This window comes from Kribbella sp. NPDC054772 (assembly GCF_053611945.1).
Genome location: NZ_JBSHBJ010000014.1, coordinates 1 through 14,243, shown reverse-complemented (window position 1 = coordinate 14,243; position 14,243 = coordinate 1). Strand labels below are relative to the sequence as shown.

Sequence of the window (14,243 nt, the reverse complement as noted above, 5' to 3'; positions counted from 1 at the left end):
GCGATGGTTGCGCCCGGCGAGCCTGCCGAATCGAGACCGCCCAGGTGGCGGGAGTTCGTCCCTGGAATCGAGCTGGCCAGGTCGTACCAGCGATCGTGGTTGCCGAAGGACATCGTCGCGGGCCTGGTCCTGTCGGCGCTGCTCGTACCGCAGGGGATGGCGTACGCCCAGCTGGCCGGGCTGCCTCCGGTGACCGGTCTGTACACGTCGATCCTGTGCCTGCTCGGGTACGCGGTCTTCGGGCCGTCCAAGGTGCTGGTGCTCGGTCCCGACTCGTCGCTCGGACCGATGATCGCGGCGACGCTCGCCCCGCTGCTGCTCGCCAACGGTGACCCGGCGCGGGCGATCGCGCTCGCCTCGATGCTGGCGTTGATGGTCGGTGTGGTGATGGTGGTCGCCGGGGTGGCCCGCTTCGGGTTCGTCGCGGATCTGTTGTCGAAGCCGACCCAGATCGGCTACATGAACGGGCTCGCCCTGACCATCGTGGTCGGTCAACTGGCCAAGCTGTTCGGGTTCTCGATCGATGCCGACGGGCTGCTGGCCGAGTTCCGGGCCTTCGTGTCGGGGCTCGCGGACGGGAAGGCGAACACCACGGCGGCACTCCTCGGCATCGGATCGCTGGCCGGCATCCTTTTGCTGAACCGGTTCCTGCCGAAACTGCCGAGCGTCCTGATCGTCGTGGTGCTCGCCGCCGTCGTGGTCGGTGCATTCGACCTGCAGTCCCACGGTGTCGACACAGTCGGCGTACTGCCCGAGGGCTTTCCGCCGTTCACGATCCCGCACGTCACCTGGGGTGATGTGCCACCGCTGTTCTTGGGTGCGCTGGCGATCGCCGTCGTCGCGCTCGCGGACACGATGTCCACGGCGTCGGCCTTCGCGGCCCGCCGGGGCGAACGGGTGCACGGGAACCAGGAGATGATCGGAATCGGTACCGCCAACATCGCGGCCGGCCTCTTCCAGGGGTTTCCGGTCAGCACCAGCGGATCCCGCACCGCCGTCGCCGAGCAGGCCGGCTCCAAGTCCCAGGTGACCGGTGTCGTCGGCGCCGCGACGATCACGGTGGTGCTGCTCTTCGCCACCTCGGTGATGCAGTACGTACCGCAGCCGACCTTGGGCGCGATCGTGATCGCCGCCGCGTTGTCGCTGGCCGACATCGCCGGAACCCGCAGGCTCTGGGAGCAACGCAGGACCGAGTTCTGGCTGTCCATCGCCGCACTGCTCGGCGTGGCGCTGCTCGGCGTACTGCCCGGCATCCTGATCGCGGTCGCGCTCTCGATCCTGAACGTGTTCCGCCGGACGTGGTGGCCGCACCAGGCCGAGCTCGGCCGGGTGCAAGGGGTCGCGGGTCTGCACGACACCGAGAGCTACCCGGACGCCGACCTGCTGCCGGGTCTGGTCGTCTACCGTTTCGACGCGCCGCTGATCTTCGCGAACGCGCGGATGTTCGGCGAGAAGATCCGCGAGCTGACCGAGGACGACCCGGACCTGCAGTGGATCATCGTGGCCGCCGAACCCATCACCGACGTCGACACCACCGCGTCCGACATGCTGCAGGAGCTGGACGCGTGGCTCAACGAGCGCGGTATCTCGCTGGTCTTCGCAGAGATGAAGGATCCGGTGCGCGCGAAGATCGAGCGGTACGAACTCACCCGGACGATCGACCCGCGGCACTTCCTGCCCACCCTGGACGAGGCCGTCGCGGAGTACGTCCGGCAGACCGGCGCGACCTGGCACGCACCGGACGGACGGCGGACCGTTCGCCCGTCAGACAGCGATGGCTGACGGACGGACGGCGGCCTCGTAGCGGTGCAGGGCGAGCTCGGCGAGCCGCGGGTCGGCGCCGAGCGGTGGGCTGACGAAGCGCTGGCCGGCGAGTCGGCGTACCCGGCGGGCGAAGAAACCAGGAGCCAGCAGGTACGTCGCCACCGCGACGCGACCGTGCACGCGGGACAGGACCGCCGGCAGGCGTTCGCCGGCACCGGAAAGGTAGCCGACGGCAACAGGTCGGTGGACGCGCTCGGCCAGTAACTTCGCGGTCTCCTCGCAATCCATCAGCGCCCGCGGATCGGACGAACCCGCGGCGGCGAGGACCACCTGGTCGACCCGGGACAGGTCCCCGAGGCGGTCGGCCAGGATGTCGGCGAGGACGGGGTCGGGCCCGAGGGCATCGGCGGCGCGAAGCTTGTGGGGACAGCGGGCGGCTTCGGCGGCGATGTCGACGTACACGTGATAGCCCGAGCTGAGCAGGAGCGGGACGAGGACGGCGTCGTTGGCATCGGTCGCCACTCGGCGCGCGAGGTCAGGAAGAGTTGGCAGCAGGAGGTCGACGAAGCCCAGCGAAACCGGCAGATCCGGCCGCTGGCGCGCCATCTCGCGCACCAACTCGTGAACCACCGCGATCCCTGCAGGATCCGCGGTGCCGTGGGCGACTGCGATGAGGTCGGTCATGTGGGGACTCCCGCGGGTTCTACGGCCAGGCGATAGCCGCGACGGACCACCGTGCGGACCAGTTCCGGGCGGCCGACGGCGGTGCGCAGGCGGTTGACGGTGACTTCGACAGCGTGAACGTCCTCCGCACCGGGCAGGACGGCGAGCAGTTCCGGCCGTGAGACCACGTCCCCGCCGGCGGCCACCAACGCGGCCAGTACCGCGCGCGGACCCGGCCCGAGCGGCAGTACGACGCCGTCGAGCACCGCCGCGCCACCGCGGATCACCAGCAGACCGAACTCGGTCTCGATCGACCGCGCGTTGTCATCGGTGAGCCGATCGGTGACGATCCGGATCAGCGCACCGAGGCGGTAGCGATCCGGAACGAGCGGCTCCAGCCCCAGCGTCACGAATGGTCCGGCGGTCACCGGACCGACGCAGGCGTTCAGCACCCGCCCTGTGCGCAGCGCCGACACCAATGCGTCGTACTGCCCGTTCAACGCGGCCGCGTCGAGCATCGCCTGGGCGCCGGGCGCCGACGTGTGGACGACCGCGTCCACCGTTCCCGTACAAATCTGGGAGATCATCCGCTCGACGATCGCCGGGTCCGGCGCCGGGCCCCAGCGGTACACCTCCAGCCCGCGCACCGAGGCGCCGGCCGACCGCAACGCGTCCTGCAGCGCCGGATCCGACAACCCGTGCAGCTGGACGACGATCTTCCGCCCCACGACCCCCTGGCTGCGCAGCCAATCGACCACCTCGGCCGTGGTCTCGGACCGCGCCGACCAGTGCTCCACGAGCCCCGCGGCCCGGATCGCACCGCGCGCCTTCGGACCGCGCGCGAGGATCCGCGACTGCTCCAAGGTTCCGAGCAGCTCCGCGGCCAGCCCGGCGGTGTCGGCCGCCTCGATCCAGCCGCGGAACCCGACCGCGGTCGTCACCACCACGTCGTCCGGCGGGTTCGCGATCACCCGCCGGGTCGCCTCCAGCAGCGCGTGGTCGTCGGCGACCGGGACGATCTGCAGCGTCGGCGCGTGCAGCACCTTCGCGCCGCGCCGTTCGAACGACGCGATCAGGTCCTCCGCGCGCCGGTGCGCGGTGATCGCGATCGTGCAGCCGTTGAGCGGGCCGGACCTAGTGCTCACCGGTACCCACCACGACCTGACCGTCGACGATCCGCACCGGGTACACCGGCAACGACACCTCCGCGTCGTCCAGGCACACCCCGGTGCGCAGATCGAAGACCTGCTTGAACATCGGCGACGCCACCGTCGGTACGTCGCCGCGGCTGCCGACGATGCCCCGCGACATCACGTTCGCCCCGCTGAACGGATCGGTGTTGCCGATCGCGAACACCTGCCCGTCGTGGGTCCGGAACAGCGCGATCTGCCCGTCCCCGAGGAGCGCGGCGACACCACGCTCCGGCAGCAGGACGTCGTACCGGCAGATCACTGTCGAGCTCACGGCTGTGACGCTCATCGGCGTACCTCCAATCGGGGGCCGGCCAGCAGCACCGGCTCCAACTGCCCGCGCTCGGCCGGGGTGGCCGGACGCGGCTGGTTGCGCTCGACCACGTACCGCAGGTCGGCGTCCGGCTGGTCCGGCGCGTTCACGAACGACACGAACCGGGCCAGCTTGTCGGGATCGTTCAGGGTCGCGCGCCACTCGTCGACGTACGAGTCCACGTGCTTGGCCATCGCGGCGTCCAGGTCGGCGGCGATCCCGAGGCTGTCGTTCAGTACGACGTCCTGCACGTGCTCCAGCCCGCCCTCGAGCTCCCGCATCCAGACCGCCGTCCGCTGCAGGCGATCACCGGTGCGGATGTAGTACATGAGGAACCGGTCGATCGCCTGGAACAGCTCCTCGTCGCTCAGGTCCGACGCGAGCAGCTCGGCGTGCCGCGGCGTCATCCCGCCGTTGCCGCCGACGTACAGGTTCCAGCCCTTCTCGGTCGCGATCACGCCGACGTCCTTGCCGCGCGCCTCGGCACACTCCCGCGCGCACCCGGAGACACCGAGCTTGAGCTTGTGCGGTGAGCGGAGCCCGCGGTACCGGAGCTCCAGCGCGATCGCCATCCCGACCGAGTCCTGCACGCCGTACCGGCACCAGGTCGACCCGACGCAGGACTTCACCGTCCGCAACGCCTTGCCGTACGCGTGGCCGGACTCGAACCCGGCCTCGACCAGCCGCGTCCAGATCGCCGGCAACTGCTCGATCCGGGCTCCGAACAGGTCGACCCGCTGACCGCCGGTGATCTTCGTGTACAGCCCGAAGTCCCGCGCCACCTCGCCGATCACGATCAGGCCCTCGGGAGTGATCTCACCACCGGGGATCCGCGGCACGACGGAGTACGTGCCGTCCTTCTGCATGTTCGCCATCACGTGGTCGTTGGTGTCCTGCAGCGTCGCGCGCTCACCGTCGAGCACGTGCCCGGCCGGGTCGGTGCTGGCCAGGATCGACGCCACCACGGGCTTGCAGATGTCACAGCCACGCCCGGTGCCGTGCCGCTCGACGATCTCGCTGAAGGTCCGCAGCTCGGTGATCCGGACGACGTCGAACAGCTCGGCCCGGCTCAGCGCGAAGTGCTCGCAGAGCGCCTTGCTGACCTCGACACCGGCCTTGGTGAGCTCGGCGTTCAGCAGGTTCTTCACAATCGGCAGGCAGGACCCACAGCTCGTCCCCGCCTTGGTCTTGCCGCAGACCGACTTGATGTCGCCGCAGCCCTCGTCGCGGACGGCGCACCGGATCGTCCCCGCCGACACGTTGTTGCACGAGCACACCGGCGCGTCGTCCGGCAGTTCGAGCTGCACCGGCGCGGCGCCTTCCGGCAGCAGGAACGCTGCCGGGTCCGCGCCGAGTTCCCGGCCGACCATCGGCCGCAGACCGGAGTACGCCGACGCGTCGCCGACCAGGATGCCGCCGAGCAGAGTACGGGCGTCGTCGGACAGCACGAGCTTCTTGTAGACGCCGGCCACCGGGTCGGCGTACACGATGTCCAGTGCGCCCTCGGTCGCGCCGAACGCGTCGCCGAAGCTCGCGACGTCGACGCCGAGCAGCTTGAGCTTCGTCGACGTGTCCGCGCCAGGGAAGGTCGCCTCGCCGCCGAGCAGCCGGTCGGCGACGATCTCGGCCATCGTGTAGCCGGGCGCGATCAGACCCCACACGCGCCCTTCGATACAAGCGACTTCGCCGATCGCCCAGACGCTGGGCACCGACGTCCGGCAGGCCTCGTCGACGACCACACCGCCGCGCTCGCCGATCGCCAGCCCGGCCTCCCGACCGAGCTCGTCGCGCGGCCGGACACCGGTCGCGAACACGACCACGTCGGCCGGCAGATCGGGGCCGTCGGCAACGGCCATCGCGCGCGCCGAACCCTGGGAGGTCAGCTTCACCCGCTGACACTGCGTCGCCGTGAGCACCTCGACGTCCAGTCCCTCGATCAGCCGGGCCAGCGCCGATCCACCGCCCTCGTCGACCTGCAACGGCATCAGCCGCGGCGCGAACTCGACGACCTTCGTCGCCGCACCGAGCGCCCGCAGCGCGCCGGCCGCCTCCAGACCGAGCAGACCGCCGCCGACGACGACACCGCTGACCTGCTTGCCCTCGGATTTCAGCCGCTCCACGTAGACCCGGAGCGCGGCGACGTCGTCGATGGTCCGGTAGACGAAGCAGCCTTGCGCGTCGTTGTTCTTCACCGGCGGGACGAAGGCTGCGGACCCGGTCGCCAGCACCAGTTCGTCGTACCCGATCTGCTCGCCGCGCGCGGTCGTGACGGTCTTCGCCGTGGTGTCGATCGAGCTGATCAGCACGCCCTTGCGCAGGTTCACCGCCGGGTCGTCCCAGAGCTCGGGGTCGCCGAGCGACAGGTCGTGGGGGTCGCGGCCCGAGAAGTAGCTGGTCAGCGCGACCCGGTCGTACGGAAGCCGCGGCTCCTCGGCGAACACGGTGATCCGGTAGCTGGTCCCGGTGTCACGCTGCCGCAGCGCCTCGACCAGCCGGTGCGCCACCATGCCACCGCCGACCACCACCACGTGCTTGGCCTTCTTCAGCTCTGCCATCGTCGCCCTCCTGCTCGGGACTGGTTCGGTCTCGCCGCGCCGGAAGCGGTCGAGCAGTTCGCCGACGGCACCGGTGCAACTGCCGCACCCGGTGGTCGCCCGCGTCGTGGCGGCGATGCCGGCGACACTGTCGGCACCCCCACGGAAGGCCGCTTCGATCGCGGCCCGGGTCACCCCGTTGCACCGACAGACGGTCGGCACCTTCTTCTTCGGTACGGCGGGTGCCGCAAGCAACCCGTCCGCGCTGACGGGTGTCCCCCGGTCCGCCAGCAATACAAGTTCCGCGGCCACGTCGGGCGCGCCCGCGGCGACCGCCGACCGCACCACTCCGTCCCGCAGGACGGCCCGCACGTACCGGCTCTCGTCCTCGAGCCGAACGACTTCGCCGGCCTCGTCCTGGTCACCGAGAACCAGGAGGTCGAGGCCACCGGCCGTCACCCGCACGACCTCGTGGTCGGGCACCTCAACGGGCTGCCCGGTGAGGTGCTGCGCCAGCGCTTCCGCGTGCATCCAGGCGGATTCGACGGTGCCGGTGACTCGGCCGTCGATCTCGGCACAGTCGCCGATCGCGTGCACTCGTTCGTCGTCCACACTCGTGAACGTGTCGTCCACGACGATCCCGGTGCGAACGGTCAGCCCGGTCGCGAGTTCGGTCCGCGGCCGCACTCCACACGCAACGACGAGCAGATCAGCGTCAGTTCCCGCGAACGTGCTGTTCAGCAGTACTTCGACCCCGAGGCGCCGTACCGCTCGCGTCACCCGGCGACCGGCTGACGCGCGGACCGTCTTGTCCAGCAGCGTTCCGCCGTCGTGCACCACGGTGACCGCGAGCCCGCGTTCCCGCAGCGCACACGCTGTCTCGACCCCGAGTACCCCGCCACCGAGCACGACCACGCGCTGCGTCCGACCAGCCGCCGCGACCAGGGAGCGCGCATCCTCGACAGACCGCAGCAGCAGCCCGTTCTCGGCGCCCCGCGGAACCACCGGAACGGCACCGGTCGCGAACACCAGATGGTCGTACGCGTACTCGCGACCGGCTTCGTCCACAACCACCCGCCGACCACGATCCACACGGGCCACGCGCGCTACCGGCTCGTTGCCAACAGCAACCTCCGCGCGGCCGGCGACGTACTCGGTCAGCCTGCTGCGGTTGTACGACGGTTCGTCGCCGAGCAGCGTCACGTCGTACGAGGGTTTGTTGTCGAGTAACTCGGCCAGGCGACGGCCCGCCATCCCGCCGCCGATGATGACAACCTTCATGCCGGAACTCCCGTCGCCGGAAGGGCAGCGGCGGTGACTTCCACGGCACACGCCTTGAACTCGGGCATCCGCGAGACCGGGTCGAGCGCGTCGTTGGTCAGCTCGTTGACCGCCTCGGCCCCACCGAAGTGGAACGGCACGAACACCGTGTCCGGCCGGACGTCGTCCGTCACGCGCGCCGACAGCACCATCGATCCGCGCGCGGTCCGCAACCGCACCGGCCGCCCGTCGCCGATCCCGAGCTGCGCCGCCACCCGCGGGTGGATCTCGGCGAACACCTCCGGCTCGGCCTCGGCCAGCTCCGGAACGCGGCGCGTCTGCGCACCGCTCTGGTAGTGCTGCAACAACCGTCCGGTCACCAGGTACATCGGGGCGTCGGCGGTGAGATCGTCCGCCACCGGGCGATGTTCGACGGGTACGACGTGCGCTCGCCCGTCCACCGTCGCGAATCGGTCGGCGAACAGCCGGGGCGTTCCCGGGTGCCCGTCGTGCGGCACCGGCCAGAACAGCGCCTCTTCGTCGTCCAGCCGGTCCCAGGTGATGCCTGAGTAGTCGGCCTTCCCGCCGGCACTCGCCCGCCGCAGTTCTTCGAACACCTCCGCGGGATCCGTCGAGAACCCGGCGACCCCGAGTCGTTCGGCGATCCCGGCGAACACCGCGAGATCACTCCGCACCTCACCAGGCGCGGTCACCGCGGTACGCCGCCGCAGTACCCGCCCCTCGAGGGACGTCATCGTCCCGTCCTCCTCGGCCCACTGGGTGACCGGGAAGACCACATCCGCGAGCAGCGCGGTCTCCGACGGCACTACGTCGGCCACGACCAACAGGTCCAGCGACGACAGGTGTTCCCGGACCGATGACAGATGTGGAGCCGAGACGACCAGGTTGCTTCCGTGGACGAACAACGCCTTCGGACCGTTGGTCGTCCCCAACGAATTGATCAGCTCGACGGCACTCTTGCCCGGACCGGGCAGCTCGTCGGGGTCGATACCCCAGACGCCGGCGACATACTCGCGGGCGGCCGGGTCCGAGATACTGCGGTAGCCAGGCAGTTGGTCAGCCTTCTGACCGTGTTCCCGGCCGCCTTGCCCGTTGCCTTGACCGGTGATGCAGCCGTAGCCGCTGCCCAGCCGACCGGGCAGTCCGAGTGCCAGCGCGAGGTTGATACACGCTGTCACAGTGTCCGTGCCCTTGCTGTGTTGCTCCGCCCCGCGACCCGTGAGGATGAACGCCCCGGCTCCACCGTTTACCGGCGCGGCCGCAGCGAGCACGCGCGCGGCCTGGCGAATCGTCGCCGCCGGCACGCCCGTCACTCGCTCCGCCCGCTCGGGCCACCAGGAAGCCGTGGAGCGGATCAGCGCATCGGGATCGTCGGTACGGTCGTTGAGATAGTCGCGGTCCGCGAGGCCTTCCTGCAGCACCACGTGCGTCAGCGCGAGCACCAGCGCCAAATCGGTGCCAGGCGTCGCCTTCAGATGAATCCCGGCGCCTTCGGTGGTCAGTCCGGCCGTGGCGGAGCGGCGCGGGTCGACGACCAGAAGTCCACCCGCGCCCCGGGCACCGTCCAGATGCGCCACCGCCGGCGGCATTGTCTCCGCGATGTTGCTCCCGACCAGCAGCACAGCCCCGGCAGTGCCCAGATCGGCCAGCGGGAACGGCAGTCCCCGGTCGATCCCGAACGCCCGGTTCGTCGCGGCGGCCGCCGACGACATACAGAACCGGCCGTTGTAGTCCACGTTCGCCGTCCGCAACGCGACCCGCGCGAACTTGCCCAGCGCGTAGGCCTTCTCGTTCGTCAGCCCGCCACCACCGAACACCGCGACCGAGTCCCGCCCATGGGCCGCTTGCAGAGCCCGGATCCGCGCGGCGACGAAGTCCAGCGCGGCGTCCCAGCTCGTTTCCTCGAGCTCGCCCGCGGCGTTGCGGACGAGCGGCACGGTGAGCCGATCCGGCACCGTGAGTACGTCGGGAGCCGTCCAGCCCTTACGGCACAGCCCACCCCGGTTGGTGGGGAAATCGCGCGGCCGCACCTCCACCGCACCCGGCCGCTCGACCGGGTGCAGCGTGGTGGCGCACTGCAGAGCGCAGTACGGGCAGTGCGTCGGGACTCGCGTGGGCTCAGGCGTCACACGCGCTCCCGGCTGAGCGGGCCGCCCTTGCGCAGGTAGCAGAAGTACGTCACCGCGAGGCACAGCACGTAGAAGCCGCAGAACACGTACAGCGCCGGGATCAGCGAGCCGAAGTGACTCGTGGACATCGCGAACCCCCGCGGTACCAGGAAACCGCCGTACGCGCCGATCGCCGACGCGATCCCGATACACGCCGCCGCCTCGCGCCGGGCGCGCCCCGGGTCGTCCACCGTGGTGAGCCGGAACACCGCCGGAATCATCCGGTACGTCGACCCGTTCGCGACCCCGCTGGCGACGAACAGGACCAGGAAACTGATCAGGAACGCCGGGAAACTTTCCGCCTTCAGCGCGACGATCGCGGAACCGATGCCGAGCCCCATCACCACGAACGAGCAGACCGTCACCCAGGCACCGCCGACCCGGTCCGCCAGCCTGCCGCCGAACGGCCGGGACACCGAGCCGACCAGGGCGCCGAGGAACGCGTAGTGGGCCGGCGTGACGTCTGGGAAGGTGGTCTTGATCAGCAGCGGGAACGCCGCGCCGAAGCCGATGAACGACCCGAAGGTGCCGATGTAGAGGAACGAGATCACCCACGTGTGCGGGCGCTTCGCGGCGGCGATCGAGGTCCGGAACGAGGAGCTCGCGACCGACAGGTTCGCCATCGCCTTCCAGGCCCAGACCGCGGCCAGCGCGATCAGCGGCAGCCACATCAGGCCGGACCGGTTCAGGGTCAGGCCGGCACCGGCGACGATCACGATCGGCACCAGCAGCTGCACCACGGCGACGCCGAGGTTTCCGCCGGCCGCGTTCACGCCGAGCGCGAAACCCTTTTCCTTTTCCGGGAAGAAGAAGGAAATGTTCGTCATACTGCTGGCGAAGTTTCCGCCACCGACACCCGCGGTCGCCGCGACCAGCGCCATCAGCCAGAACGGTGTGTCCGGCTGGGTCATGAAGTAGGACAGCCCAACGGTCGGGATCAGCAGCAGCAGCGCGGAGAACACCGTCCAGTTCCGGCCACCGAACCGCGGTACCGCGAACGTGTACGGCAGCCGCAGCGTCGCCCCGACCAGGCTCGGCAGCGCGACCAGCCAGAACAACTGGTCGGTGCTGTAGCCGAAGCCGGCCTTCGGCATCGACACCACGACGATGCTCCACAGCTGCCACACCGAGAAACCGAGGAACTCGGCGAAGATCGACGGCCACAGGTTCCGCTGCGCGACCGCACGGCCCTTCGCGGCCCAGAACCCGGCGTCCTCGGGATCCCAGACGTCGATCCAGCGCCCGCGCCGCGGCGCCTCGACCGTGCCCACCGCGCCACTGCCCTCGCGGGTGGCGACGGCCGCTTGTCGTGCCTCGAGCGTCATCGCAAGTCTCCGATCATCCGACCTCATCGATTAGGCCTGGACGTTATGACCGGGGTGTTTCCGCGTAGTCATCTTGTTGTTACGTCGCCGAAACGGCTCCCGCACACCCTCCGGTGGGTAGTGAGAGATCCCGGGTACTGTGCCCCCGTGAACCGTTGGATGTGGAGGGCGGGAATCGCCGCCGTACTGATCGTCTGGCTGCTGCTCGGGTCGCTGGGCGGACCGTCGGTCGGCAAACTGAGCGAGGTCCAGCAGAACGACAACGCCAACTTCCTCCCGAAACAAGCCGAGTCGACGGTGGTCGCCAACGAGTCGGCCAAGTTCGTCGACAACAAGGCGCTGCCGTACTTCGTGCTGGTGGAGCGCGAATCCGGGATCACTCCGCAGGACCTGGCCAAGGTCAAGGCGTTCATCGCGACGATCCCGGGCCTGGACGTCGGGAACGGGAAGAAGCTCGGCGAGTACCTGGTCGCCCCGGTCGGCGAACCGGTCCCGTCCGACGACGGAAAGGCCCTGCTGGTCACCGTCCAGACCGACAGTGACCGCGCCGACGAGGTCGTCGGCCAGGGCAAGACCGTGCTGTTCGCCGTCGCCGACGGGCTGCGCAATCAGATCAAGCAAGACCTCACACCTACTGGTCTGCAGGTGTACGTCACCGGTCCCGGCGGGGTGTTCGCGGACTTCGTGGTGGCGTTCAGCGGGATCGACGGGATCCTGCTCGGCGTCGCCCTCGCCGTGGTGTTCGTGATCCTGCTGATCGTGTACCGGAGCCCGATCCTGCCGATCGCCGTCCTGCTCACCGCGGTCTTTGGTCTCGCACTGGCCGCCCTGGTCGTGTACCCGCTCGCGAAGCACGGCGTACTCCAGCTGAACGGCCAGAGTCAGGGCATCCTGTTCATCCTCGTCGTCGGCGCAGCGACCGACTACTCGTTGTTGCTCGTCTCCCGGTACAAGGAGGAGCTGCACGACTACGACAGCAAGTACGACGCGATGCGGGTGGCCTGGCGGGCGTCGATCGAGCCGATCGCGGCCAGCGCGGCGACCGTCATCCTCGGTCTGCTCTGCCTGCTGCTCTCCCAGCTAGGCAGCACAAAGGGCCTCGGCCCCGTCGGCGCACTCGGGATCGCCGGTGCGTTCATCGCGGCGATGACCTTCCTGCCCGCGGTCCTGCTCGCATTCGGTCGCCGGATCTTCTGGCCGTCGATCCCCCGCGTCGACCACGTGCACACCGCTGACCAGGTCGGCGGACGCCGGCTCTGGGGCCGCGTCTCCGCCCTCGTCGGCACCCGGTCCCGCCGAGTCTGGGCGATCACCGCGCTCGTACTGGTCGCTTGCGCGGCGTTCCTGCCGACCTTCAAGGCGAGCGGCACGTCCCAGGAGGACCTGTTCCTCAACAAGGTCGAGTCGGTGACCGGCCAGGAGGAACTCGGCAAACACTTCGACGCCGGCGCCGGTACGCCGGTGGAGATCCTCACGCCGGTCGCGGAGGCGGACCGGGTGGTCCAGACCGCCACCAAGGTCGACGGTGTCGGCGCGGCGTCCGCGTCGGTCGCTCCCGGCGTACCGCCGAAGGTCGTCGACGGGAAGGTTCTGGTGCAGGCCACGCTGACGGTGCCGGCCGACTCACCCGAGGCGACCAAGGTGGTCAAGCATCTGCGGACCGAACTGGATACGGTCAGCCCGGACATCCTGGTCGGCGGAAACACAGCGATCAACCTCGACGTCCTGGACGCCGCGCAACGCGACCTGCGGGTGATCATCCCGACGATCCTCGCGGTGATCTTCGTCGTCCTGATGCTGTTGCTGCGCTCGCTCGTCGCGGCGATCCTGCTGGTGATCGCCAACGTGCTGTCGTTCGGTGCGACCGTCGGGGTCAGCGCGGTGGTGTTCAACCACGTCTTCGGTTTCCCCGGCGCCGACCCGGGTATCCCGTTGTACGCGTTCGTGTTCCTCGTTGCCCTGGGCATCGACTATTCGATCTTCCTGATGACGCGGGTGCGGGAGGAGGCGCAGGAACATGACACCAGGCAGGGCATCCTGATGGGTCTGGCCGTCACCGGCGGTGTCATCACCTCGGCCGGTGTCGTACTGGCGGCGACGTTCTCGGCGCTCGCCGTCCTGCCGATCCTGTTCCTGGTTCAGATCGCCTTCATGGTCGCCTTCGGCGTCCTCCTCGACACCACCGTCGTCCGCTCCCTGCTCGTCCCGTCCGTCGCGTACGACATCGGCAGGAAGATCTGGTGGCCGAGCAAACTCTCCCGCGCCACCCAGGAAGAGGACCTGTAGTTCAGACGGGTTCGGTGAACGAGACCGGCTTGCCGGTGGCGCGCGCGTAGGCGATCTCCCGACTCGTGGACTCGCCGATATACCCGCCGGGGTTGACGACCAGAACCCTGTCAGCCAGGTCGATCTTGCGCAGGTGAAGAGCGCCCAGCGCAGCCTTCTGCTCGTCGGTAATCAACTCCTGATCCCCGGCGCGCGGGAAAACGCCCGGCGCGACGACGATGACCCCTGCGAACGTCAGCTCCCGGTTCGCCGCGCTCATCTCGTCCCCGAACCGAGCAGAGCCACAGATACAAACAATCTCAGGTCGCTCAGCCACAACTCAGCCCTTCACCTCGAACACCCCACAAGCCAACAGCCTACGCAGGCTGTGCGGCGAGCCCGACCAGGCTCAGCACGCCGCGGCGCTCGACGAGAACAGGACCCGCCGTACGACGCCGCGCTGGCGGAGCTGGTGAGTTCCGGTAGGCGGACGGCGACGCGTTGGCGGCGACAACTGTTGCCTCCGGCGACGATGTGACGAGCGCTGCCTCTTGCCCGGCCGTCCACACCTGACTCACCGAGGCCATTCTCCCTTGCAGATAAGGGATTCCATGGGTCTGGGAATTTGGAGAAGCGGGTTTGACGAGATAGAATCGAACACATGTTCGACAATGATCTGAGTGAGCTCTCCACGGCCGACCTGCTCGAGTCGGCCGCCGAGCACCGCGCGCTCGCCAACC

10 protein-coding genes are annotated in these 14,243 nt (G+C 69.4%); 2 read left to right on the top strand and 8 right to left on the bottom strand.

Annotation, left to right across the window (positions count from 1 at the left end; all coding sequences use genetic code 11):
• Positions 1-3 precede the first annotated feature (3 nt).
• Entirely contained in the window at positions 4-1,782 is a 1,779-nt protein-coding gene (locus ACWGID_RS22000) for a SulP family inorganic anion transporter (protein ID WP_452199271.1), read from the top strand.
• Here the strand turns inward: ACWGID_RS22000 and ACWGID_RS21995 are convergent.
• Genes ACWGID_RS21995 through ACWGID_RS21970 form a run of 6 tightly spaced genes read right to left on the bottom strand, consistent with a single transcriptional unit; the run spans position 1,765 to position 11,238 of the window.
• A complete protein-coding gene (locus tag ACWGID_RS21995; RefSeq protein WP_452199269.1) occupies positions 1,765-2,448 on the bottom strand; it encodes a sirohydrochlorin chelatase in 684 nt (227 codons plus the stop codon). The two genes, ACWGID_RS22000 and ACWGID_RS21995, sit on opposite strands and share 18 nt — an antisense overlap.
• Positions 2,445-3,572, bottom strand: a complete 1,128-nt coding sequence (locus ACWGID_RS21990) for a uroporphyrinogen-III synthase (RefSeq protein WP_452199267.1) — start codon at positions 3,570-3,572, stop codon at positions 2,445-2,447. The genes ACWGID_RS21995 and ACWGID_RS21990 overlap by 4 nt, the downstream gene beginning before the upstream one ends.
• Positions 3,562-3,906 carry a nitrite reductase small subunit NirD gene (nirD, locus tag ACWGID_RS21985; RefSeq protein WP_452199265.1) on the bottom strand — a complete coding sequence of 115 codons (345 nt, stop codon included), beginning with the start codon at positions 3,904-3,906 and terminating at the stop codon, positions 3,562-3,564. The genes ACWGID_RS21990 and nirD overlap by 11 nt, the downstream gene beginning before the upstream one ends.
• On the bottom strand, positions 3,903-7,745 hold the full coding sequence (gene nirB, locus ACWGID_RS21980; protein ID WP_452199263.1) for a nitrite reductase large subunit NirB: 3,843 nt from the start codon (positions 7,743-7,745) through the stop codon (positions 3,903-3,905). The genes nirD and nirB overlap by 4 nt, the downstream gene beginning before the upstream one ends.
• Positions 7,742-9,874: a molybdopterin oxidoreductase family protein gene (locus tag ACWGID_RS21975; protein ID WP_452199261.1), complete on the bottom strand. Its 2,133-nt coding sequence runs from the start codon at positions 9,872-9,874 to the stop codon at positions 7,742-7,744. The genes nirB and ACWGID_RS21975 overlap by 4 nt, the downstream gene beginning before the upstream one ends.
• On the bottom strand, positions 9,871-11,238 hold the full coding sequence (locus ACWGID_RS21970; RefSeq protein WP_452199259.1) for an MFS transporter: 1,368 nt from the start codon (positions 11,236-11,238) through the stop codon (positions 9,871-9,873). The genes ACWGID_RS21975 and ACWGID_RS21970 overlap by 4 nt, the downstream gene beginning before the upstream one ends.
• A gap of 147 nt (positions 11,239-11,385) precedes the next feature.
• Between ACWGID_RS21970 and ACWGID_RS21965 the strand changes: the two genes are divergently transcribed.
• Positions 11,386-13,524 (top strand): MMPL family transporter, encoded by a 2,139-nt coding sequence (locus ACWGID_RS21965; protein WP_452199258.1) that lies wholly within the window; start codon positions 11,386-11,388, stop codon positions 13,522-13,524.
• A gap of 1 nt (position 13,525) precedes the next feature.
• Here the strand turns inward: ACWGID_RS21965 and ACWGID_RS21960 are convergent, their stop codons facing one another.
• Both ACWGID_RS21960 and ACWGID_RS21955 read right to left on the bottom strand, forming a co-directional pair.
• Positions 13,526-13,783, bottom strand: a complete 258-nt coding sequence (locus tag ACWGID_RS21960) for a hypothetical protein (RefSeq protein WP_452199256.1) — start codon at positions 13,781-13,783, stop codon at positions 13,526-13,528.
• Between the two features lie 97 nt (positions 13,784-13,880).
• On the bottom strand, positions 13,881-14,081 hold the full coding sequence (locus ACWGID_RS21955) for a hypothetical protein (RefSeq protein ID WP_452199254.1): 201 nt from the start codon (positions 14,079-14,081) through the stop codon (positions 13,881-13,883).
• Positions 14,082-14,243 lie beyond the last annotated feature (162 nt).